The organism is Janthinobacterium sp. BJB301 (genome assembly GCF_002735685.1).
Lineage (GTDB): Bacteria > Pseudomonadota > Gammaproteobacteria > Burkholderiales > Burkholderiaceae_D > Janthinobacterium > Janthinobacterium lividum.
Genome location: NZ_PDZJ01000002.1, coordinates 169,059 through 193,636, shown reverse-complemented (window position 1 = coordinate 193,636; position 24,578 = coordinate 169,059). Strand labels below are relative to the sequence as shown.

The 24,578-nt window shown below is 64.0% G+C and carries 13 protein-coding genes; 2 read left to right on the top strand and 11 right to left on the bottom strand.

The genetic code is table 11. From position 1 onward, the window contains the following. Positions 1–173: 173 nt before the first annotated feature. From CSQ91_RS14165 to CSQ91_RS14115, 11 genes are all read right to left on the bottom strand, one after another. Entirely contained in the window at positions 174–1,211 is a 1,038-nt protein-coding gene (locus CSQ91_RS14165) for a hypothetical protein (RefSeq protein ID WP_099388776.1), read from the bottom strand. Next, entirely contained in the window at positions 1,208–3,910 is a 2,703-nt protein-coding gene (gene mutS, locus CSQ91_RS14160; RefSeq protein WP_099388775.1) for a DNA mismatch repair protein MutS, read from the bottom strand. Before mutS ends, CSQ91_RS14165 begins: the two co-directional genes overlap by 4 nt. Before the next feature lie 350 nt (positions 3,911–4,260). Then, entirely contained in the window at positions 4,261–4,785 is a 525-nt protein-coding gene (locus CSQ91_RS14155; protein ID WP_143450364.1) for a hypothetical protein, read from the bottom strand. A 29-nt stretch (positions 4,786–4,814) separates the two neighbouring features. After that, a complete protein-coding gene (locus tag CSQ91_RS14150; RefSeq protein ID WP_099388774.1) occupies positions 4,815–7,052 on the bottom strand; it encodes a serine/threonine-protein kinase in 2,238 nt (745 codons plus the stop codon). Positions 7,053–7,252: 200 nt separating this feature from the next. Next, a complete protein-coding gene (locus tag CSQ91_RS14145) occupies positions 7,253–8,575 on the bottom strand; it encodes an aspartate aminotransferase family protein (RefSeq protein WP_099388773.1) in 1,323 nt (440 codons plus the stop codon). 80 nt (positions 8,576–8,655) lie between these two features. Then, complete coding sequence (locus tag CSQ91_RS14140; RefSeq protein WP_099388772.1) at positions 8,656–9,543, bottom strand: MurR/RpiR family transcriptional regulator; 888 nt, start codon at positions 9,541–9,543, stop codon at positions 8,656–8,658. Positions 9,544–9,587: 44 nt separating this feature from the next. Next, entirely contained in the window at positions 9,588–9,899 is a 312-nt protein-coding gene (locus CSQ91_RS14135; protein WP_180278437.1) for a hypothetical protein, read from the bottom strand. Between the two features lie 304 nt (positions 9,900–10,203). Next, on the bottom strand, positions 10,204–12,867 hold the full coding sequence (locus CSQ91_RS14130; RefSeq protein WP_257217349.1) for a TonB-dependent receptor: 2,664 nt from the start codon (positions 12,865–12,867) through the stop codon (positions 10,204–10,206). A 226-nt stretch (positions 12,868–13,093) separates the two neighbouring features. Continuing rightward, a complete protein-coding gene (locus CSQ91_RS14125; RefSeq protein WP_257217348.1) occupies positions 13,094–16,240 on the bottom strand; it encodes an EAL domain-containing protein in 3,147 nt (1,048 codons plus the stop codon). Between the two features lie 194 nt (positions 16,241–16,434). Next, a complete protein-coding gene (gene cphA, locus CSQ91_RS14120; protein WP_099388770.1) occupies positions 16,435–19,005 on the bottom strand; it encodes a cyanophycin synthetase in 2,571 nt (856 codons plus the stop codon). Positions 19,006–19,082: 77 nt separating this feature from the next. After that, positions 19,083–21,260, bottom strand: a complete 2,178-nt coding sequence (locus CSQ91_RS14115) for a cyanophycin synthetase (protein WP_099388769.1) — start codon at positions 21,258–21,260, stop codon at positions 19,083–19,085. 467 nt (positions 21,261–21,727) lie between these two features. Here CSQ91_RS14115 and CSQ91_RS14110 point away from each other — a divergent pair, with 467 nt between their 5' ends. Then, entirely contained in the window at positions 21,728–23,998 is a 2,271-nt protein-coding gene (locus tag CSQ91_RS14110) for a cyanophycin metabolism-associated ABC transporter (protein ID WP_081345909.1), read from the top strand. A 2-nt stretch (positions 23,999–24,000) separates the two neighbouring features. Beyond that, entirely contained in the window at positions 24,001–24,471 is a 471-nt protein-coding gene (locus tag CSQ91_RS14105; RefSeq protein ID WP_099388768.1) for a cyanophycin metabolism-associated DUF1854 family protein, read from the top strand. Positions 24,472–24,578: the final 107 nt, after the last annotated feature.

Sequence of the window (24,578 nt, the reverse complement as noted above, 5' to 3'; positions counted from 1 at the left end):
TGCGCGCAGCGGGGCGCGGCCGGCGATGCTCACCGTACTCTAGTACGGTTGCGCTTCTCGGCCACGCCGCGCAGCTGCTCGCTACGGTTTTGTCAGGCGTCGTGACGTCTGTTGGGCGTGACGCTGCTTGAATGAAAACAGGCCGGCTACATGCCGGCCTGTTTGCTTATGCGCTAACGGCGCACGGTCGACGCCCTGGCCCTGGCTTGCGCCGATGGCCTGACGGCGCGTTGACGCACCTCAAAGAATGGCGTCTTGCCGGGCCGTACGGCGATGGCGGCCCAGTCGTTGTTGATGCTGACGTGGCCCAGGTTGCCTTTCCAGCTGATCTTCGGCCCGCCTGTTTTGGCTGCGGCTTTTTTGGTTTTCCCCTCCTTGCCATCCGTGTCGCCATCGCGCTGCGTATCGACCAATAACACCTTGCCGCTGAACTTCTTCGCCAGGGTGCGGATCTGCTTGCGCGGTCCGGCAAAGCCGTCCTGTTTCGAACTAAAGCTGGGCAGCAGCGAATTGTCGTCTTCATCGAGCACGCCCGCGTCGCCATCGGAAAACAGCACGATGCCGTCGAGCTGCTTGCGCTGCGCCATGGCGAACAGGCGCTGCAGCCAGGAGCGGTTGGCGACCAGGCGGTCTTCGAATTCACTGTTGCGTCCCGCTTCTGGCAAGAAATGGTTGTTGTTCGCGGGCAGGTTGACGGTAGCAAACAGCACGCCGCCGTATTCCCAGTGGGCGTTTTCCGCATAGCTGCGGAACTTCGCCGTCGATGACAGCCGCGACAAAGTCAGCTTGCGCTGGCCCAGGCTCTGGTCATCGGCAAAATACACGTCGCGCAGGCGGTTCAGGCGTTCGATGGCGTTGACCCTGCCGCGCGAATTGCGGCAGTTGGCCCAGTCGCTGGCCGACAGCGAGACGATCAGCGGCGGTCCGCTGGCGTCCAGCAAATCCTTGCGCTGGCCATACAGCTTGTCGCTGCACGATTCGCTGGCGGCCTTGATGCCGGTGGCCACGACGAACGAGGCATTGAAGGCGCTGGTGTCGGCGATGGCTTTTTTCAGGGGGCCGTCGTCCGGCCCCGCGTTGAAGGAATGGCCCAGCACGGCAAACTCGAAGCCGGCCTGGTCGCCCGAAGCGGCCAGCGCCGCTTGCCATGGCAGGCTGGCAGTCAGCAAGCCGGCGGCCAGCAGGCGTATCGAGCTGCGCCGGCAGGTCATGCGGCGGCCAGCCGTTTCAACTGGTACAGCTGTTCCAGCGCGTCGCGCGGCGTGAGCGCATCGGGATCGAGGTCGGCGATGGCGTCGAGCAAGGCTTGCTGCGCCGCGTTCAACGCTGCCAGCGGCGCCGCCGCTTCCTCTTCTTCCTCCTGTGCATACGAATCGGCTGCCGGTGCGGCGAACAGGTCGCGCTGCGGCGTGGCGTCGAGCGCCTGCGCTTCCAGGCGCGCCAGGTGCTTGCGCGCCGCCTTGATCACGGGCTGCGGCACGCCAGCCAGTTGCGCCACCTGCAAGCCGTAGCTTTGCGAGGCGGGACCGGCTTGCACGGCGTGCAGGAAGACGATGCTGTCCTTGTGCTCGACGGCGGAGAGATGCACGTTGGCGGCGCTCGGGTGGCTGTCCGGCAGTTGCGTCAGCTCAAAGTAATGCGTGGCGAACAGGGTGAAGCTGCGGCTCGTATCGATCAGATGGCGCGCGATGGCCCAGGCCAGGGCCAGGCCGTCGAAGGTCGAGGTGCCGCGGCCCACTTCATCCATCAGCACCAGCGAGTGCTCGGTGGCGCCGTTCAAAATCGCCGCCGATTCCGTCATTTCCACCATGAAGGTCGAGCGTCCGCCCGCCAGGTCGTCGGTGGCGCCGATACGCGTGAAGATGCGGTCGATGGGGCCGATGGTGGCGGAAGCGGCCGGCACGTAGCTGCCCACGTAGGCCAGCAGGGTGATCAGGGCCACCTGGCGCATGAAGGTCGATTTACCGCCCATGTTCGGACCGGTAATCAGGAGCAGGCGGCGCTCGTTGACGAAGCGGCAATCGTTGGCGATGAAGCGTTCGATCTGCTTTTCCACCACGGGGTGGCGGCCTTCGACGATGTTGATGCAGGGTTCCTCGACCAGTTGCGGCGCGGCCCAGTTGTGTTGCTGCGCATGTTCCGTCAGCGCATTCAGGGTGTCGAGCTGGGCCAGGCCTTGCGAGATGGTCTGCAGGGTGCCGATGTGCGGCGCCAGGTCGGCCAGCAGCAGGTCGTACAGCAGCTTTTCGCGCACCAGCGCCTTGTCTTGCGCAGACAGGGCCTTGTCTTCGAACACCTTGAGTTCCGGCGTGATGTAGCGCTCGGCGTTTTTCAGGGTCTGGCGGCGGCGGTAGTCGTCCGGCACCTTGTCCGTCTGGCCGTGGGTGACTTCGATGTAGAAGCCATGCACCTTGTTGTATTCGACGCGCAGGTTGGCGATGCCCGTGCGCGCCCGTTCGCGCGTTTCCAGGTCGAGCAGGAACTGGCCCGCATTTTCCGACAGGGCGCGCAATTCATCGAGTTCGGCGTCGAAACCGGTGGCAAACACGCCGCCGTCGCGCACCATCGCGGCCGGCTCCTGCGCCACGGCGCGCACCAGCAAGTCCAGGCAGGCAACAGGCGTGGCCAGCGCCGTATGGATGGCGGCCAGCAAACCGGTTTCGCCGCCCTGGCCGCATTGTTCACCCCTATAGCAACGGACCACGTCGCCGCGCAGGGCCGGCAGTTGTAGCAAGCCGTCGCGCAGGGCGGCCAGGTCGCGCGGACGCGCCGACAGCAGCGCGATGCGCGTGGTGATGCGTTCGATGTCGGGTACTTGCGCCAGGGTGGCGGCGAGCGGACCGGCCGCTTCGCTTTGCGCCAGTGCGGCGATAGCTTCATGGCGCGCGCGGGCCACGTTCTGGTCGCGCCGCGCATGGTGCAGCCAGTGGCGCAGCATGCGCGAACCCATGGCCGTGCGGCAATGATCCAGCAAGGAGAACAAGGTCGGCGATTCCTGGCCGCGGATGGTTTCCGTCAGTTCCAGGTTGCGGCGCGTGGCCGCGTCCAGTCCGATGAATTCGCTTTCCGTTTCCGTCGTCAGGGAGCGCACGTGCTGCAAGCCGCGTCCCTGCGTCGACTGCGCATAGCGCAGCAGCGCGCCGGCCGCGCCAAATGCGGCGCCGAGGCCATCGGCGCCAAAGCCCGTCAAGGTCGCCACGCCCAGCTGGTCGAGCAGGGCCTTGTGGCCGCCCACCACGTCGAAATGCCAGTCCGGCACGCGGTTGATGTGCGTGCCCGCGTAGTCGTCGAACAGGTTGCCATTGTCGCCGCTGAGAATTTCAGCCGGCACGATGCGTTCCAGTTCCTGCTGCAATCGCACGGCCACGGTGCCGCTGTCGCCGGAAAACTCCATCAGCTTCAAAGCGCCGCTGGCCAGCGACAGCCAGGCCAGGCCAGTGGTGACCGTCTTGCGTTGCGTGATGCTGCACATGGCCAGCAGCGGGCGCTCGGCCTTCTCTGGCAGCAAGTCCGCATCCGTCAGGGTACCGGGCGTGACGACGCGCATGACCTTGCGCTCGACGGGGCCTTTGCTGGTGGCCGGGTCGCCGATCTGTTCGCAAATGGCCACCGACTCGCCCAGCTTGACCAGCTTGGCCAGGTAGCCGTCCAGCGAATGAAACGGCACGCCGCACATTTTAATCGGGTTGCCACTGGCCACGCCGCGCGCCGTCAAGGTAATGCCCAGCAGGCGCGACGCTTTTTCCGCGTCCTCGAAAAACAGCTCGTAGAAATCGCCCATGCGGTAGAAGACCAACATCGTCGGGTGGTTTTCCTTGATGCCTAAATATTGCTGCATCATTGGAGTAAGCTTTTCAGCCGAATTTTTCTTTGCCGCGGCGGCGTTGATTTCTTTTGGGACGGTGGTCATGTGTTCTTTGTCGTTGGTCCGGCGGCCGGAAAATGCGTGCCTGCCGGGCTGTGGGTGGTGCTGAGTGCGTTCAAGGCCGCGCCAGGGGGCGGAGCTTGGCTTCAAGGCCGTCATTTTACCGCTTTCGGCGGGCGGGGCGGCGTATTGCGTGCGGATGTGAAAAAGCCGCGCCGGTGTGGGGGCCTGGGAGTTGACTATGCTGTGCTCAACGGAGAGCGTGACGACACGGATCGTGTCTGGATAGCAGAACTGACCCTGGCCCCGGTGAGTGCCTGTAGGTAGCCTGTGTTTACCGATGCGTTTTTGGCTGATGAGTCCCGCCATGCTGGCATATGGCGGGACAAGGAGTTTTACCAGTCGGTATTGCCGCCAACTGAGCTTTCCGGGTCGAAGGAAAAAACGCGTAGCTCTGGTTGAACGCCTTCGCCGCGCATGATGCGCACTGTCATGACGAAAGACAATTCCCAGCGGCCGCTTGCATATCCCACATCCAGATTGTGCTTCCATTCCTGGCGGATGCGGTGCAGGGCCGGCAGTTCCGGTTCGCCCAGTATTTGCTGGATTTCGAAGTCCAGCGGCAAGCTATAAGTGGCGCCTACGGCTTGCAGGAAGGGCGAAGGCGGCGAGTAGATGGTTGCTACTTTCGGGCCGATCTGTGTCAGTTGCGGCACGCTGATGATGCAGCAGTCGACGATCTGGAACGAGGTGAAGCCGCTTTCCTTGGAGCCGCAGCAGGTGACGTCGAGATAGACATGCTGGCCTTTCTGGAAGTGCACGCCGCCCATGTAGGGGCCGTGACGTGGATCGGCCGTACCATCGCACGAGGTGAAGCTGTAGTCGAGTTGATTGGTGATCTGATCTGCGTCAAAATGCACGGACAATTTCATCCAAGGGCTTACATAGGTCATTTTTTATCGTTTCTTTCTATATCAAGTAATTGCTGGTAGCGAGTATCTCGCCGAAGATTCAACAGATCGGGTGTGGATTCGATCAGATTGATAGGGTAGCCACGCTTGATCGCATGCGTCAGGGCGGTGAATGCTTCAGCTCGATTTCCTATGAGTTCATAGGTCAAGGCGGCGCGAAAATGGATATCGGGCGCCTCGGGCGCCAGCGTGACAGCCTGTTTCACATGAGCTAGGGCTGACTGTTTGATATTTGCGTAAGCGCAATACAATGCCATCCTGGAGTTGAATGTGGGATCATGGGGCAGGCGTTTCAGCAGCGGCGTCAATAGTTCGATGGCCCGTTCGTAGGAGCGCTGCGATGCTTTCGCCTGGGCTGGCACCCAGCGCTGGGCATCGGCCAGATTTGCCCACAGCCAATAGTTACCGGGATTTCCCTTATTGTCGGAAACGGCATTCTCGAATGCCTGGACGGCACCCGAATAGTCGCCCTTGGCAAATAGCGATGTCCCCAAATTAGTGTATAGCTCCCAGTCAGGACGTACCTGCAATCCCTGCTGCAATACTTGCAATGCTTCATCGGGACGATTCTGGCGTAGCAGGACGGCGTTCAGCTGGGCATAGGAGCCGGGCGTTTGCGGATCCATTTTGATGCTTTTGCGAAAAGCCTGCTCGGCAGCCATATAGTTAGCCTGCTTGTAGTACATGGCGCCAAGCTGAGATATGAAGAGACGCTCCTGTGGATAGGTCGCAATGGCATGTTCCAACAAAGCCTGTGCTTGCTCAAATCTTTGTGCATGGATCAACAGGCGCACTTTCCCATACAGCGCCATGACATTGTTGGGTTCCAGGTTCAGGGCCGCGTTGGCCAGTTGCATGGCTTCGGCGCGTTTTCCTTGAAATTCCAGGACCCAGGCTTGCGCCACATGGGCGAGTGCAAGTTGATTGTCCGCTGCTAATGCCAATTTGGCACTGATATCTGCACGCTGCAGCCAGGTGGGATCGCGGCCATTGCCGATGTAGCGCAGGCCGGATGCCAGCGACAAACCGGCGGCCGCCGCTGAATGGTTTGGAGTATGTGTCAGAACCTTGGTAAATTCCTGGATGGCTAGTTGCTGGTTGGTGTCTCGATCAAACACCCGCAACGCCTCCATCCCCGCTGCCATGCTGGCCATTTCCGAATACGGCGCTGGCGCCTTTTCGCCTGTGACGAACGATTTGACGGCAGGAATGATATTGGGCAACTGCCATCCTGCCAGCACGGCCAGCAGTGCCACGCCCGCGCCCCATTTCAGGGTGCGCTTGCGGGGCAGGGGCAGGCGGATGGAGACGCTGGCGGGCGGCTCTTCCTTCGCCGGCGGCTCGTCGGCCAGGGGCGCAGCCAAGGTGAGCGGTTCGCCGCGCTGCGCGCCTAGCGCCTCGCGCACATCGCGCATGGTGCGTGGCCGTTCCGCCGGGTCGTGCGCCGTCATCGCGCGCACGAGGGCGTTGATGGTGGGCGGGACGGTTTCCGGCAGGTCGGGCCAGGCTTCCGTTGCCTGCATGTGGGCGGCGGCCAGGGCCAGGCCGTTCAGGTGGGCGAAGTGGCGCTGGCCGGCCAGCATTTCGTACAGCATGGCGCCCAAGGCATATACGTCGCCGCGCGTGTCGGGCAGGCGGCCCATCAGGCGCTCGGGCGCCATGTAGGCAATCGTGCCCTGCAAGTCGCACAGGGTGGTCGTTTGCGTTGCTTGCGGGTCGATGTGGCGGGCCAGGCCGAAGTCGAGGATGCGCACCTTGCCGTTTGCCTCCAGCATCAGGTTCGACGGTTTCAGATCGCCGTGCACGAGGTCCATGGCGTGCGCCTCGTCCATGGCGTCGGCGATCTGGTAGGCGATGTCGAGCGCGGCTTGCAGGCCAGCCTTGCCGCTGTGCATGAACTGGCCCAAGGTCTGGCCTTCGACCAGTTCCATGACGATGGACTGGCTCGTGCCCTGGCCTTCGATGGCGAAAATGCGCACGAAGGCGGCATGCTTGAGCGAGGCGGCCAGGCGTGCTTCATTGATGAGTTTTTCCGGATGCAGCACGTCGGCTTGCGGTTTCAGGCGTTTCAGCGCCACGCTGCGGCACAGCTTGGCATCCCAGGCTTCGAATACATGGCCGAAACCGCCTTCGCCCAGCAAGCGGCGCACTTCATAGTGCCCGCTGATCGTGTCGTCTTGCAGTGGGGGCTGACGCAGGGAGTCGAGCAGTTCCATATACCTTGGCTTCAGAGTGCATCAACGTGGGCGTCCAGCATCGAAATGGGCAATGCGATGTTTGAATGCTCAAGATGATTGATTTTGAGTAACTTCCTGATTTAAAACGATTGTTTAAAATAAGTCAATTAATATTGGCAAGGAGTGAACAAAAGTTGCTGGTCGAGGCCTTGGTGCATTTCTGCCGCCGGCATGCGCGGCTACGCCACGCAAGCATCGATGGCCGTGCCCAGCTTGTCGACGATTTCATCGACGTGGCTGGCGTCGATGATATAGGGCGGCGCCAGCAGGATGTGGTCGCCGTGCAGGCCATCGATGGTGCCGCCCATGGGGTAGCACATCAGTCCGTTCTGCATGGCTTGCGCCTTGATGCGCGCATGCAGGCGGCGGGCCGGGTCGAACGGCTGCTTGCTGGCGCGGTCCTGCACCAGTTCCAGTCCCAGGAACAGGCCGCGGCCGCGGATGTCGCCCACGTGCGCATGGCCATCGAAACGCGCAAGCAGCCGCTCTTGCAGCAAGCTGCCCATGGCGCGCACGTTGACCAGCAGACCGCGTTCCTCGATCTGCCGCTGCACGGCCAGGGCGGCGGCGCAGGCCGTGGCGTGGCCGATATACGTGTGGCCGTGCTGGAAGAATCCCGTGCCGGCGCGGATGGTGTCGCGGATGTCCTTGGAGACCATCACGGCGCCGATGGGCTGGTAGCCGGCGCCCAGGCCCTTGGCGATGCAGATCAGGTCTGCCGTGACGCCTTCCTGCTCGCAGGCGAACAGGCTGCCCGTGCGGCCCATGCCGCACATGACTTCGTCGAGGATCAGCAGGATGCCATGGCGCTGGCAGATTTCGCGCATGCGCTGGAAGTAGCCGGCGACGGCGGGCAGGGCGCCGGCCGTGGCGCCGACGACGGGTTCGGCGATGAAGGCCATGACCTTGTCCGCGCCCAGCTCGGCGATAGTGTCTTCCAGTTCCTGGCCCAGGCGCGCCACGTAGTCGCCGTCCGTTTCATCGGCTGGCTGGTCGCGCCAGGCGTAGCAGGGCGACACGTGCGTCACGTCGATCAGCAGCGGTTCGAATTGCTGGCGGCGCCAGGCGTTGCCACCCGTGGCCAGTGCGCCCAGGGTGTTGCCGTGGTAGCTCTGGCGGCGCGCAATCACGTGGCGGCGCTGCGGCTGGCCCCGTTCCACGAAATACTGGCGCGCCATCTTGAGCGCGCTTTCCACCGCTTCCGAACCGCCCGAGACGAAATACACGCTGTCGATGCCATTTGGGGCACGGGCGACGAGGAAATCGGCCAGCTGCTCCATCGGCTCGGTGGTGAAAAACGAGCTGTGCGCGTACGCCATCCTGGCAACCTGCTGCTGCACTGCCGCGATCACGGCCGCATCCGCATGGCCGAGGCAGGAGACGGCCGCGCCGCCGCAGGCGTCCAGGTAGCGCTTGCCGTCGGCGTCGATCAGGTAGGGGCCATCGCCGCCCGTGGCGACGGGATAGCTGGCGGTCAAGCTGCGGTGGAAGACATGGCTCATGGCATCGCTTTCTTATCGGCAAGGGGAAGACCGATTATAGAAGGCGTTGCGCTGCTTTACAACGTTCGGTGTATTTGTTTTTAATTTACACCATTTGATGTTTTTGCGTAGGCGCCCAGCGCCTGCAGCTGGCTTTCCGCCGCGCCGATGGCGGTGACGGCATCGGGCCCCGCGCGCGCCACCAGCAGTTCCACCAGGCTTTCGACGGCGGCGACGCCGGCCACGATGGAGGGGAAGAACGAGGGGCTGTCGACGGCGATGACGATGCTGGCATCGGCTTGCAGGGCCAGCGGCGACAGGGGGCTGTCGCTGATGGCGACCAGCTGGCAGCCGGCCTGGCGCGCCGTCTGCGCCACCAGCAGCGCTTCGCTGGAATAGGGTGCGAAGCTGACGACGACGATGGCTTCGCCCGCCTGCAGGGCGCGCAAGTCCATTTCCAGGGTGCCGCCCTGGCCGCTCAGCAGCTGCACACTGGGGCGCAGCAATCGGTACAGGTAGTGCAGGGTGTAGGCGATGGGGTGGGCGGCGCGAAAGCCGGCCACATGCACGCGGGGCGCCGCCTGCAGCAGGTTGGCGGCGGCATCCAGGGCGGCGTGGTTGGCACTTTCCGTGGCGGCCAGGTTGCGCTGCTGCACCGTGAACACTTCGGTGATCAGGTTCCCGTCCTTGCCGGCCAGCGCGTCCGCCTTTGCCGCATAGCCGGCCGGTGCGGTGCGCAGGCGCTCGACGAAGATGGCTTTCAGTTCCGGCCAGCCGGCAAAGCCCAGCTGTTGCGCCAGGCGCACGAGGGCGGCCGACTGCACCTGCGCGCGCGCGGCGATGCTGCGCATCGATGAGACGGCCACTTCGTCCGGATGGTCCGCCAGGTAGCGGGCGCCGGCCTGGAATTGCGGGCTCAGTTCCGCATGGCGTGCCTTGATCAGGTCCATCAGTGCCGTATAGGAGTCGTGGGGTGTCGCTGCCTGCATCGCCGTGCCTCATGTGATCGGTTGCGGCGATGGTACAGGATTCGTCAGCGCGCCGGTAGCGGCAAGCCTTGCGCCAGCGCGGCCGTGCGCGGGCGCAGGCGTGCAAACAGGTGCGGCCCGGCCGGTTTGCGGCGCGGTCCCGTCGTCAGCACGCGCAGGGCGGTGGGCAGCGGCACGTCGTGACAGTGCAAAAACAGGGCGGCTGCGCCCGTGCCGGCCATTTCCTGCAAGGCCAGCGCATGCTCGACCAGCGCTGCCGTGCGCATGTCGAGCCGCACCGGGATGTCGGGTTGAAATAACTGTGTGTCGACGTGCCGTGCATTGCGCATGCTGTCCCCGCCGGGTTCGCTAGTCAAGCTGCCAGCATAAAAGCCCCCGGCGGCGCCATTTTGCGTTAAATCAATTCCACTGTCGGATAGATTCCGCAAAGCAAAAAAACGCCAACCGTTGCCGGCTGGCGCTGAAAACCCTCAAGGAAGAAAGAATATGTATTTCAATGACGCGTCGACGCCTGACAAAACCATCGCCGGCCGCAAAGCGCGCCGCGCGGCCGGTTTGGTCAGGTGTTGCTGCCGGTGCTAAAAACGTCCAGGGCTAGGCGCCGCGCCGAAGACAGTACGCACAGTACGGCGAGGCGCGGCAACAACGCCCTGGGCGTTTTTAGTAGCTCCAGCGGACGGATAGACCGACAACCTTGTCATAGCGCCGCACATCGCGCACATACTCGGGCGTGTCGTGGTAGTCGCGGTAGGTCGAGTCGAGCAGGTTGTTCGCGTCCAGCGTCACCGTGGTGTTAGGGTTGAGCTTGTACGAGACCGACGCGTCCAGGGTCTTGGTTGGCGCGACGGTCAGGTGGATACCCTTGCCGCGGTAGTTGTAGTCGTCGACGTACTTGTCGCGCCAGCTGTAGGCCAGGCGCGCCGACCACGGTCCCTGTTCGTACAGGCCGACGATATTGGCCGACCATTTCGACATGCCCGTGAACGGATGCACGCTGCCATTCAATTCTTCCAGCTCGCCCGTCATGTAGGTGGCGTTCGCTTGCAGGCCGAGGCCGCTCATCCAGCCTGGCAGTTTGTCGTAGAACTGCTGGTAAGCCATTTCCACGCCTTGCAGATGGCCCTTCGAGGTGTTGCGCGGACGCGTGATGTCGTACTCGATGCCGCCATACGTTTCCTTGGCCGAACCGGACAGGATGTAATTCTTGAAGTTGTGGCGGAACACGGTGGCCGTGACGGAACCCGTTTGCGCGAAATACCATTCCAGCGCCACGTCGAGGTTCTTGCCTTCCACTGGTTTGAGGTCGGGATTGCCGCCGTTGCCCGTCGGGCGCACCATCTCCAGGCTCTGGCCCAGGGTCACGCCGGGGTTGAAGTCGGCGAAGTTCGGGCGCTGCACGGCCTTGCCTGCCGTCATGCGGGCGATCAGGTCCTGGCGCAGCATGGCTTTCAGGGTCATGCTGGGCAGCACGTCCGTATCCGAAGTCGTCACGCGTACCGGCGTGATGATGCCGTTTTGCGAGGAATTGCCTTGCAAGTCCTGCTTGGTCTGCACCACGCGCACGCCCAGGGTGCCATCTACCGGTACTTGCGCCAGGTCAAAGCCGATGCGCGCCTTGCCGTAGACGGCATTGGTTTTTTCCACATCCTTGAAGTGGGTCATCGGATCGTCCGGGCTGCGCTCGCTGCTGCCCGTAAACAGCTGGCGCAAGGTATCCGTGTTGTTGAGCATGAAGTCGCGGCATGGCGTGAGCCAGCTTTGCAGGCCGAAATTGCCCGTGTTCTTGTGCGAAGTGCAGGCCAGGCCGGGCAGGGCGTCGGCAGTCATGATCGACGTCAGTCCGCCTTGCACGTTCTTTTCGCGTATCGATTCCGCCTTGCGCTTGGCCAGGCGCACGCCGCCCGAGAATTCGCGGAAGAAGCCCGTGCTGTCCATGTCGTAGGTAACGTCGCCGCGCCAGTCGGTCGAGCTGCCTTCATCGTGGCTGTGATTGTCGTAGAAGCCGAGCAGCGTGTAGTTCTTCGGATCCGTCATGTTGTAGCCGGGGTAGCTGATCTGCGCGCCGCCGTTGACGTTGGTGCTGCCGATCACGCTGGTCGGATGGGCGAGGAAGTCGAGGATGGGAAATTCGCGCTCGAAGTTGCTGACGGTGCGCGCCAGTTCCGTGGTGGCGCGCAGCTGCGGCGTGATGTCCCAGCGCGCGCCGATGGCGCCTTGCGAACCGATCGAGCGGTCGCGCCGCGCCTGGGTCGAGCCCAGCGTGAACGGCGACCATGGGCCGTCGATCTTGCCCACCGTGGCCGCCTGATTGGTGCCGGGGATCAGGGTGATGTCCGGGTTCTGGCCCCACGGCAGGGAACCGACGAAGAACTGGCTGTCGAACGCATGCTTGATCAGGGTCGACATGCCTTCCGCATACACTTCCACCTGCGAGTTCGGGCGCCACTGGAAGGCGGCATTCGCCGCATAGCGCTTGCGGTCACCCACGGTCGGGATCATGCCGACGGAATCGGGACCCGTGATATTGCCCGCTTCGGGGCGCTTGACGGGTTCGGCATTCCAGATCGTCTCGTCATAGTATTTGCCGCGCTGGTAGGACAGGCCGAGCAGGGCGCCGAATTCGCCGTACGGGGTCTTCCAGCGGTTCGAGACCATGCCGCTGACGTTCGGGTCCGTCGAGCCGGATTTGTCGCGGTGCTCGGCGCGCACGTTGCCCGATGCCGTAAAGCCCTTGAAGTCGAAGGGGCGGTTGGTGCGCACGTCGATCACGCCGGCCGTGCCGCCTTCGACCATGTCGGCGCCCTGCGATTTGTACACGTCCACGCGCTGCAGCATGGCCGTCGGGATGTCGGCCAGGTACAGGCTGCGGCCCACGGAGGTGAACATTTCGCGGCCGTTGAGCAAGGTCACCACGCCGGGCAAGCCGCGGATGATGACGGTACCCGCTTCGCCGCCTTCGCGGCGGATCTGCACGCCCGTCACGCGGCCGAGGATTTCGGCCACGTTCTTGTCGGGGAATTTGCCGATTTCATCGGCGACGATGGAATCGACCACCTGGTCGTTGTTTTTCTTGATCGTCTGTGCGCTTTGCGCCGCGCGACGCACGCCGGTGACGGCGACGACGGCGATGCCGGCATTGTCGGCCGCCGGTGCCGCTGCCGGTGCCGTTTCTTCCACTGGCGTGTCCACGGCGGGCGCCTGTTGCGCCCAGACGGAAGCGCTGCTCAGCAGGCCGGCGCCGGCCAGGGCGGCCACCGTGGCCTTCAAGGTCAACCGTGTGTTTTGTCGGGGCGTGCGGGTGCCCGTTGCCATCAATTGCTTCATCTTGTCTCCACCTGTATTTTAGTTATGTTGAGAACGCTGCGGCAGTCGCCGCCAGAGCTGGAACTTGCTCAGAAACATGGTAGGTGGGAATGACTTTGCCCCACAAATGACTTCTTTTGCGATGTCAATACCAATTCCGGTATCCCTGCTGCATTCATGCGCCCTGGCGGCCGCCGCGCGTTGTCGAACCTGGCGCCTGCGCGTTGCGGGCGCTCCACAGGAAGTGTCAGGCGGCGCAGGACGCGGCGCTGTGCGCCAGCCAGGCCATGAAGTGCGCCTGCGGCATGGGGCGGGCAAAGTAATACCCTTGCAATTCATCGCAGCCGGCATGACGCAGCACGTCGGCATCGGCCACGCTTTCCACGCCTTCGGCGGTGACCGTCAGACCCAGGGTATGGCCAAGGCCGATGATGGTTTTCGTCACCGCCAGATTCTGCGGCGAACCGTGGATATCCTGCACGAAGCTCATGTCGATTTTCAGCTTGTCGAGCGGGAAGCGGCACAGATAGTTCAGGCTCGAATAGCCGGTGCCGAAATCGTCGATCGACAGGGCAAACCCCAGCGCCTTGATGGCGTGCAGGGTGGCGATGGTGTCATCCACGTTGTCCATCAGGATGGACTCGGTCAGCTCGAATTCGATCTGTCCCGGCGTGACGGGAAATTCGCGCAGCACTTCGCGCAAGGTGGCCACCAGGCCGCCGCTTTTCAACTGGATGGCCGACAGGTTGATCGACACGGCGATGTCGCCCGCGCCCGCCTCGCGCCAGGCCACTTGCTGGCGGCACGCCTCGCGGATGACCCACGCGCCGATGGAGACGATCAGGCCCGATTCCTCGGCGGCGGGGATGAAGCTGTCGGGCGCGATCAGGCCGTGCTGCGGATGCTGCCAGCGGATCAGGCTTTCCACGCCATTCAGGCGGCTGCTTTTCGCATCGATGCGCGGCTGGTAGTACAGCACCAGTTCCTGCCGTTCGATGGCGTGACGCAGATCGCTTTCCAGGTGCAGCTGCTGCAACTGCTGCTCCTGCATCTGCGGCGTGAACATGCGCGCGTGATCGCGTCCGCCGCTCTTGGCCTGGTACATGGCCGCATCGGCGTGGCGCATCAGGGTATCCATGTCGCCGCCGTGGTCCGGATAGATGGCCACGCCCACGCTGCACGAGACATACAGCTCGTTGCCTTCCACCTGGTGCGGCTGGCGCATGGCCGGTATCAGCCGCGTGTCAAGCAGGGCGGCGATGGATGCGGCGTCGCCGATGCCATTGAGGATGACGACGAATTCATCGCCGCCCAGGCGGCTGACGGTATCGCCTTCGCGCACCAGCTGCAGCAGGCGCGCCGACACCGATTGCAGCAGCGCGTCGCCCACGTGGTGGCCCAGTGCGTCGTTGACGTGCTTGAAGCGGTCCAGGTCGACGAACAGCACGCCCACCTTTTCGCCGCTGCGGCGGGCCTGCGCGATGGCTGCCGCCAGGCGCAGGTTCGACACGTGGCGGTTCGCCAGTCCCGTCAGCGCGTCGTGGTGGGCCATGTGCTCGATCTGCCGCTCGCTGGCCTTGCGTTCGCTGATATCGAGCGAACTGGCGATGAAATGCGTGGTGACGCCATCGAGGTCGCGCACGGCGTTCATCACCAGCCAGGCGGGATAACTTTCCAGCGACTTGCGCTGCACCCGGATCTCGCCCTGCCAGTAGCCGCGCCGCGCCAGGGTCCGGCGCAGGCTGTCGAGCTGCTCGGGACTGTTGTCGGGGGCGAGCAAAAAGGCCGGGCGCTTGCCGATCAGCTCCACCATGTCGTACAGCGAATGGCGGCGGAAGGCCTGGTTGACGGTGATGATGCGCATGCCGGCGTCCATCACGATCAGGCTTTCGGCGGACGCCTCGAAGACCTTGGCCCACAGTTCCAGGCGCGACTCCATCAGCTTCATCTTGTTGATCGGCGTGAAGGTCGACAGCACGGCGCGCTGGCCCTGGTAGTCGATCAGGCGCGCGGAAATCAGGGCCCACGTTGGCGTGCCGCTGCCGCTCCAGCACACTTCGAATTCATCGACGGCGCCCAGGTCGCTCAAGCGCTGGAAGAAGCGCGAACGGGCTTGCGGACTCATGCCGCCCACCCACGGGTCCAGTTCCAGGCCGCCCTGCCACGCGTGCGCGGCCTGGTTCGCCTGCAGTACCTGGTGATGGGGGATCGAGGTGACCATCAGCGGGATGGGAATGGCGTCGACCAGCTGGCGCTGCGCATCGGCCGCGCTGGCGCTGGCCACCAGTTCCTGCTGCGCCATGCGCTGGAAATCGAGCTGCTGCAGCATGGTATTGAAGGCGCTGACCAGACGCCCCGTTTCGTCTTCGCTGTCCCAGATGGCGCGCAGGCTATGGTCGCCCGTTTCGCGCACTTCCTGCGCCACGCGCGCCAGGCGGCGGATGGGCAGGGCGATCTGGCGCGCGACGAAAAACACCAGGCCCAATATCATTACCAGCAGCAGCACGGCCGTGCCCAGGTGCAGCCACATGCGCGTAAAGAAGCCGTCCACGCGCAGCTGGATCAGGCGGTGCAATTCGCCTTCCGCTTCGCGCCAGGCATGCAGCAGGGCCGCAGAGGCGGCTGCATCGTGGCGCAGCAGCGCTGCGCTGCCAGCGGCACGGACAGGCGCGCCGGCCAGCGCCTGGGTGCTGGCGCGAAACTGCGCCACGGCTTGCTGCAGGGCCGCGCGCGAGCCGTCCAGGTGCTGGCGCAGCAGCGGCGTGCTGGCCGCGAACGCCTCCGTGTAGTCGCTGCCGATGCCGCCCATGGTGGCGTCCATGCGTCCTTCCAGGATCAGGAACTGGGTTTGCAGGCGCTGGCGCTGCGCGCCTTCGGCCGTCGCCAGTTGCAGGGCCAGGGCGCGCGTGCTGTTGATCACTTCCAGCAGTTCCGGAAAGCGCAGGATCACCAGCGACATGGTGTAGTAGCTGTCCAGGTCCGGGTCGAGGATCAGGTTCGACTGGTTGCCCACGCGCGTGAGCAGTGCGCGTCCGGCAACGAAGGCGGGCGAGGGCGCGATGCCGTCGTCCGTCGCAAAGGTCGTACTGCCGGACTGGCGCAGCAGGGCGGAAAATTCCCTGCTCAATTCCACGCTGCGCATATCGCTGCCGAACTGGCGCTCGGCCAGTTCGATGGCAGCTGCCGATCCGGCTGCATCGGCTTGCGCGCGTGCCAGGGGCAGCAGCGCATCGCGGATCGCGGCGATGTAGTCGTTGCCCGCCATCTCCTTGCGCGAGAAATCGATGGCGATGTATTTTTCGTTGATGAGGATGCCGGAAATGAAGATGACGGCGGACAGGTCGAGCAAATAGATCAGCGCCAGTTTGCGCCCCACCGTCAATTTCCCGATCATGCGCGAGATTCTGCCCACCATGCGTGCCCCACCTTCTTGTCAGCCCATTTATGTTTTCTTATGAGCAATTTCCATGCCTGAATTTACAAGCTTGCAAGGGGGCATTTGCACCATGCGGGTGCGTGCAGGGAGGCGGCGCGCGCGCATAAAAAAGGGCGGCCCGCAGGCCGCCCTTGTGCGCGATGATACTGCGCTTATGCTTCGGCGACGCGCTTGGCGATGTGCGCCAGCGCTTCTTCCACCTGGTCGATCAGGATCAGGCACAGATCGCCTTCGTTCAAGCGCGCCATGGCCTTGTCGATGGCGACGAATTCGCCGTTGATTTCATCGATATGGCTGGTGCGCTTGGCGCCGTCCAGACCCTGGCGCAGCAGCGCCACGACTTCGCCGTCGGCGCGGCCGCGCTGGCATTGATCCTGGTACAGCAGCACATCGTCGAAGGCGGCGCCGAGGATTTCCGTCTGCTGGCGGATGTCTTCGTCGCGGCGGTCGCCGGCGCCGCTGATGACCACCGAGCGGCGCTTGGCCGGCATGCTCTCCACGGCTTGCACCAGCGCCAGAATGGCGTCCGGATTGTGGCCGTAGTCGGCGATCAGCGTGGCTCCCCGATAATCGAAGACGTTGAAGCGGCCCGGCGCATTGTCGGCTTCATTGGCAAAGGTTTTCAGGCCCAGCGCGATGGTTTTCCAGTCCAGGCCCACGGCCCAGGCGGCGGCCAGCGACGCCATGACGTTGTCGACCTGGAAGCCGATGGCGCCGTTGCGCGTGATCGGCACCTGCGACAGGGCGATTTCGTGGCGTTCCTTGCCCTGCGCCGCGACCAGCTTGCCGTCTTCCACGTACACCACGCGGTTGCCCTGTGCGCGGTGCGTGGCCATCACGGGATGCGTCTTGTCGGCGGCGAAGAAGGTCACAGTGCCGCTGCAATTCTTGGCCATGCGCGCCACGGCGGGGTCGGTGGCGTTCAGCACGGCCACGCCGCTGTCGGCCACGTTCTGCACGATCACGCGCTTCAGGACCGCCAGGTCTTCCACGGTGGTGATGTAGTTCAGGCCCAGGTGGTCGCCGGCGCCGATGTTGGTCACCACGGCGACCTGGCAGCGGTCGAAGGCCAGGCCTTCGCGCAGCATGCCGCCGCGCGCCGTTTCGAACACGGCCGCGTCCACGTCCGGGTGCAGCAGCACGTTGCGCGCGCTGCGCGGGCCGCTGCAGTCGCCGCTGTCGATCTGGCGTCCTTCGATATACACGCCATCCGTGTTGGTCATGCCCGTGCGCAGGCCGGAAGCCGTCAGCAGGTGGGCGATCAGGCGCACGGTGGTGGTCTTGCCGTTGGTGCCCGTGACGGCGACGACGGGAATGCGGCCATCGTCGCCTTCGGCGAACATGGCGGCGATAATGGCTTCGCCCACGGGACGCGGCTTGCCGAACGACGGCGCCAGGTGCATGCGCAGGCCCGGTGCGGCGTTCACTTCCACGATGCCGGCGTTCTGCTCTTCCAGCGGTTTCAGAATGCTTTCGGAGACCACGTCCACGCCGCAGATGTCCAGGCCCACCATGTGCGCGGCCGCGACGGCGCGCGCCGCCACTTCAGGGTGCACATCGACGGTGACGTCGGTGGCCGAGCCGCCTGTCGACAGGTTGGCGTTATTGCGCAAGATCACGCGCTGGCCCACGGGCGGCACGGATTCGGCCACATAGCCCTGCTTGGCCAGGCTGGCCAGGGCGATGTCGTCGAAGCGGATTTTCGTCAGCGAGGTGGCGTGGCCGCTGCCGCGGCGCGGATCCAGGTTGACCTGGTCGACCAGTTCGCGCACCGTGTGCTGGCCGTCGCCCACCACTTGCGGCGGGTCGCGGCGGGCGGCGGCCACCATCTTGTTGCCGATGACGAGCAAACGGAAATCGTGGCCCGGCAGATAGCGCTCGACGAGGATATCGTCGCGGAATTCCTGCGCCGCGAGGAAGCCGGCCGTCAGTTGTTCGCGCGTGGTGACATTGACGGTCACGCCCTTGCCCTGGTTGCCGTCCTTCGGCTTGACGACGACAGGCAGGCCGATCTCGCATGCGGCGGCCCAGGCATCGTCCGCGTCGACGGCGACGCGCCCGTGCGGCACCGGCACGCCGGCCGAGTCCAGCAGTTTTTTCGTCAGTTCCTTGTCCTGCGCGATGGCTTCGGCAATCGCGCTGGTGCCGTCCATTTCGGCGGCCTGGATCTTGCGCTGCTTGCTGCCCCAGCCGAACGTCACCAGGCTGCCTTCGGTCAGGCGGCGGAACGGGATGTTGCGGGCCACGGCGGCGTTGACGATGGCGCCTGTCGATGGGCCCAGGCGCACGTCTTCATCGAGTTCCTGCAACTGGTGCAGCGCGCCGGCCAGGTCGAACGGCGCATCGTCGAGCGCGGCCTGGCACAGCTGCTGCGCCAGTTCCAGCGCCAGGCGGCCGACGGCTTCTTCCGAGTATTCGACGACGACCTGGAAGATGCCCGTTTCCAGGGTCGGCGTGGTGCGGCTGAAGGTGACGGGGCAGCCGGCTTGCGCCTGCAGGCCCAGCGCCGCCAGTTCCAGCACCTGCGCCATCGGCGCGGCGTTGTAATTGCCCAGCGGTTGCAGCGGGCTCAGTTGCGGAAAGCGCGCGCGCAGGCGGGCTTCGAAGCCGGGCAGCTGGGCGATGTCGAGTTCCTGCGTGGTGCAGGAAACAATGGCTTCCACGGCGGTGTCGTGGCTCCAGAGGTTAGGGCCCCGCAAGGCCCGTACGCGAGATACTTCCATAATTAAACCGTAATCCTGTTGTGTTCTTGTGGGCCCGGCCGTCATGGCCGGGCTTGAGTGCTGCTTTGCCTGTGCTGTCAGTTGCCGATGCAGCCGGGGGCCGCGTCGAAGGTGCGCAGTCCGGCGCAAATCAGATCGACGGGCAGGTTCAGGGCCCAGGCGGCCGCCGCGACGGCCAGCACGCTGTCGACATTGCCGGCTGTGGCCGGTTTCAGCAGGTCCAGGCACAGCAAGACCGTTTCGATGCCGCCTTCGGCCAGCACGATGTGGTTGCCGCGCACGAATACGGCGCGCTGGCCGGCGGCCAGTTGCGCCGCGATGGCGGCCAGGCTGCCATCCTGCGCATACAGGGTCACCGTGCCGTCGCACAGCTCGGCCAGTTCCAGCACGTGCGCGTTGGCGGCATTGAGCACGGCCACGCCCGTCGGCACCACCACGTCGACCTGGCTGCGCACGGCCTTGTACAGGCCCGCTTCGTCCAGCACGTCGAAATCCTTCACGCTATCGAGGCTGCCCATGTCCGTGACGACGCCGATCTGGCACTTGTCGTAAGCCAGGCCTTCGGCCAGGATCATGCGCGGATTGCTCTCGAACAGGGCCGTCTGCACGGTGCGGTTGAGCAGCAAACGCTGGCCCGCATCCCAGTTCACGCAATCGCTGCTGACGACTCTGCGCTGGTCCAGATACATGCCTTCGCTGCAGACGGCGCCCGTGTGCAGGCCCGACAGGTTGAGCAGCTTGCACAGCATGCGCACGATCAGGCTGGCGCCGCGCGTGCCCGTCACGCCGATCAGCGGAATGCGGCCCGTTTCCTCGGGCGCGAACAGGTGGTCGACGATGGCCGCGCCGACAGGGCGGGGCTGGCCCACGCCCGGCTTGATGTGCGCCAGCAGGCCAGGGCTGGCATTGACTTCGATGATGGCGCCGCGCTGCTCTTCCAGCGGACGCGTGATGTCGGTGGTGACCAGGTCGATGCCGGCGATATCCAGGCCAACCACGCGCGCGGCCAGCAGGGCCGCATGCACGACGGAGGGATGCACGTCGTCCGTGACGTCGATGGCCACGTTGCCGTTCGGCTGGATCAGCACTTTCTGGCCCGCCTGCGGCACGGACAGGGCGGTCATGCCCTGGCGCTGCAGTTCCAGTACGATTTCGCCCGATTCATGCGGCTTGACGGTGCCCAGCGGGAAATCTTCGCCTTCGCCGCGGCGCGGGTCGGTATTGATCTGCGTGTTGACCAGTTCCAGCACGGTGGAGACGCCGTCGCCGTCGACCCACAGGGATTCGCCCTTGGCGGCCGCGATCAGCTTGTTGCCGACCACGAGCAGGCGGTGTTCATCGCCCGTGATGAAGCTTTCCACCAGCACGGCCGAGCTGTCGCCCTTGCGCGCGGCCAGTTCGTAGGCTGCCTTCACGTCCGCTTCCGTCATCAGGTTCAGGGATACGCCGCGGCCATGGTTGCCGTCATACGGTTTGACGACGACGGGCACGCCGATGTCCTGCGCTTCTTCCCAGGCCGCTTCGGCGCTGCGTACCAGGCTGCCTTCGGGGACGCGCACGCCGCACGATTTGAGCAGGAATTTGGTGAGGTCCTTGTCGCTGGCGATGCCTTCGGCGATCGCACTGGTGCGGTCCGTTTCGGCCGTCCAGATGCGGCGCTGCGCGGCGCCGTGGCCCAGTTGCACCAGGTTGCCGTCGTTCAGGCGCAGCGAAGGGATGCCGCGTTCGGTGGCCGCATCGACGATGCTGGCCGTGCTCGGGCCCAGGCAGCGCGCGTCGACCATGTCGCGCAGGGGCGCCAGGGCCGCTTCCAGGTCGTAGGTTTCATCGTTGATGGCAGCCATCAGCAGTTCGCGCGCGGCGGCCAGGGCGGCGCGGCCCACGTGCTCTTCGCGCGTGCGGAAGGCCATCTTGTAGACGCCGCGCTGGCTGGTCGAGCGCGTCTGGCCGAAGCCCGTGCGCATGCCTGCCAGGTTTTGCAGTTCCAATACGACGTGTTCGAGGATGTGGGCCGACCACGTGCCTTCGCGCAGGCGCTCGAAAAAGCCGCCCCGTTCGCCCACGCCGCAGCGGTGCTCGATCATGCCGGGCAGCCACGCCACCAGGCGCTCGTACAGGCCGGGCAAGGTATTGGATGGATAGTCTTCCAGTTCGCCGATGTCGACCCAGGCTTCAATCACCGGGCGGTAAGTCCAGATGTTGGGGCCGCGCAAGTGGGTGACGCGGGCAAATTCGATGTTCTTCTTCTTGATCATGTAAGTGGTTTCTTGATAACAAGCCAGGCGTCTGGGCGCCAGATACTTTATGTTGGCTCTACAGAGTCTTTTCAGGCTCGTGCTTGGTTCTTTATCCCGGGTATGCGCAGTGTGCCACTTTTAGCGGCCTCTTGTCGCGTTTGCTTCTCGTATTCTGCTGGTGTTGTCATTCTAATTGTTACTAATTGTTGCCATACTTGTTATAAAGATACCGACTCTGGGCTAAGCTGGAGCATTTGCGCAACAGCGGGCTGTTGTATACTTGCCGCTGGTCGATGGCCGCTCATTTTTTTGCTCCGTTTTGCCATCATTCCTTACCGGCAGGCATCCATTCGATACAATACAGGAAATTGCCACTGGTGCATCTGCCTCGCCATCGCGCAGTACACAAACATTGATCGGGCGTCTGCCCCATCCCCCAAATCCCGCCCTGAAGGGCTTGGCCTCGAGCCGGAGTATGCTTTACGATGACAACTGAACTGAGTGTTCCTGCAACAACTATTCCCCTCACTTCGCTGCCGGAACACTGGCTGGCGGAAGTGGAAAGCAATCTTTCTCCAGGGGAGAACGTTTTAAGTAGCGTTGAGGTTGACCTCGATGCGCGATTACGTTTCACAAAAGGCATAATTGTTGTCACAGAGAAGCGTTTACTGGCTCGTTCCCCGGGCGATACCGTCTGGAAAAGCTGGTCTTTCCGCCCCGGACTGCGCCTGACGCACCATGACCACGCCGGTGTCGGCCACCTGGAACTGTTTGACGACCACGGCCGCCTGGCGTCGTGGCGCTTCACTTTGGGCCAGAACCTGCATGCGATCCGCGTGCTGGAACAGTTCGTCGAGCGCCTCGACAGCCACCTGACGGGCCAGCCCGTGCTGGAAGCGGAGCAGGAAGTGTGCCCCAGCTGCAAGGCGCCCTTGGAACCGGAGCAGGAAGAATGCCCGATCTGCGCCAAGGTACTGCACACGCCGCCATCGACCTGGACCTTGTTCCGCCTGTGGCGCTTCGCCCACCCCTACCGTGGCCAGCTGGCCCTGGGCTTCATGCTGATGCTGCTGAGTACGGCCGCGCACATGATTCCGCCCTACCTGACGGCGCCGCTGATGGACAATGTGCTGATCCCGTATCAGAACGGCAAGCATATCGACCCCTGGCTGGTGGTGTACTACATGAGCGGCTTGCTCGGTTCGGCCCTGCTGGCCTGGCTGCTGGGCTGGGGCAAGACCTATGTGCTGGCCCTGGTGTCCGAACGCATGGGCGCCGACTTGCGCTCGGCCACCTATGAACACCTGATGAAGCTGTCGCTGGAATTTTTCGGCGGCAAGCGCACGGGCGACCTGATGGCGCGCATCGGCAGCGGCAGCGACCGTATCTGCGTCTTCCTGTCGCTGCATTTGCTCGATTTCGCGTCCGACGTGCTGATGATCATCATGACAGGCGTGATCCTGTGGTCGATGAACCCGTGGCTGGCCATCATGACCCTGGCGCCGCTGCCGTTCATCGCCTGGATGATCCACCTGGTGCGCGACCGCTTGCGCACGGGCTTTGAAAAGATCGACCGCGTGTGGAGCGAAGTGACCAACGTGCTGGCCGATACCATCCCCGGCATCCGCGTCGTGAAGGCGTTTGCGCAGGAAAAACGCGAAGCGGCCCGCTTCCGCGACGCCAACGCGCACAACCTTGCCGTCAACGACAAGCTGAACAAGGTTTGGTCGCTGTTCTCGCCTACGGTTTCCTTCCTGACGGAGATGGGCTTGCTGGTCATCTGGTGCTTCGGCATCTGGCAATTGTCGCGCGGCGAAATCACCGTCGGCGTGCTGACCGCCTTCATCGCCTACAGCACGCGTTTCTATGGCCGACTCGATTCCATGAGCCGCATCGTCTCCGTGACGCAGAAATCGGCATCCGCCGCCAAGCGCATCTTCGACATCCTCGACCACGTGTCGAGCGTGCCGGAACCGGCGCAGCCCGTCAAACTGGACAAGATCGAAGGACGCATCGATTTGCGCGAAGTCGGTTTCCGTTATGGCAACCGGGCCGTCAACCGCGGCATCACCCTGAACATCAAGGCGGGAGAGATGATCGGCCTGGTGGGCCACAGCGGTTCGGGCAAGAGCACGCTGGTCAACCTGATTTGCCGTTTCTATGACGTGTCGGAAGGCGCGATCTTGCTCGATGGCGTCGACATCCGCTCGTTTGCCGTGTCCGACTACCGCCGCAACATCGGCCTGGTGCTGCAGGAGCCGTTCCTGTTCTTCGGCACCATCGCGGAAAATATCGCCTATGGCAAGCCGCACGCGACGCGCCAGGAGATCATCGCCGCCGCGCGCGCCGCGCATGCGCACGAATTCATCCTGCGCTTGCCGCAAGGCTACGATTCGATGGTGGGCGAGCGTGGCCAGGGCTTGTCCGGCGGCGAACGCCAGCGCATCTCGATTGCCCGCGCCCTGCTGATCGACCCGCGCATCCTGATCATGGATGAAGCCACATCGTCGGTCGACTCGGAAACAGAGAAGGAAATTCAGAAGGCGCTGGACAACCTGGTGCAGGGCCGCACGACGATCGCCATCGCGCACAGGCTGTCGACCCTGCACCGGGCCGACCGCCTGGTGGTGCTGGATCGCGGCCAGGTCGTCGAAGTGGGCAGCCACGATGAACTGATGGCGAAAGAGGGCGCCTATTTCCGCCTCTACGAAGCACAGGCGCGCAACAACGAACTCGCCCTGGATGACAAGGAATAAGCATGGCCAGTAAAACTTTTACATTAAGCCGCGACACCTTCGGCAAGCTGGTGATGACGGACGCGGACGGCCAGGTCTTTGAGGGCGTGGCGCCCGTGCGCGCCTTTCCCATCCAGTCACCCGACGAAGGCATTTCGCTGGTGCTGGGCAATGGCAAGGAAGTGGCGTGGATCGATCGCATCGACGCCTTGCCGGAGCCGGCGCGCAGCCTGCTGCAGGAAGAGCTGGAAGGGCGCGAATTCATGCCCGAGATCGCGCGCGTGAAAAGCGTCAGCAGCTTCGCCACGCCGTGCACCTGGCATGTCGATACGGACCGGGGCGAGACGCAATTCGTGCTGAAGGGCGAGGAAGACATCCGCCGCATCGGCGCCACTTCGCTGCTGATCGCAGATAACCACGGCATCCACTTTTTGATTCGCGACATGTTTAATATCGACAAGACGACACGGAAGATACTCGACCGCTTCCTGTAGGCGCCAGAGCTGTCCGAAAGCCGCTGCCTGCAGCGGCTTTTTTTTCGCCTGCCGGACATGAAAAAAGCCGCATAAGAATGCGGCTTTCGGGGGGCGTGCCGGCAGCC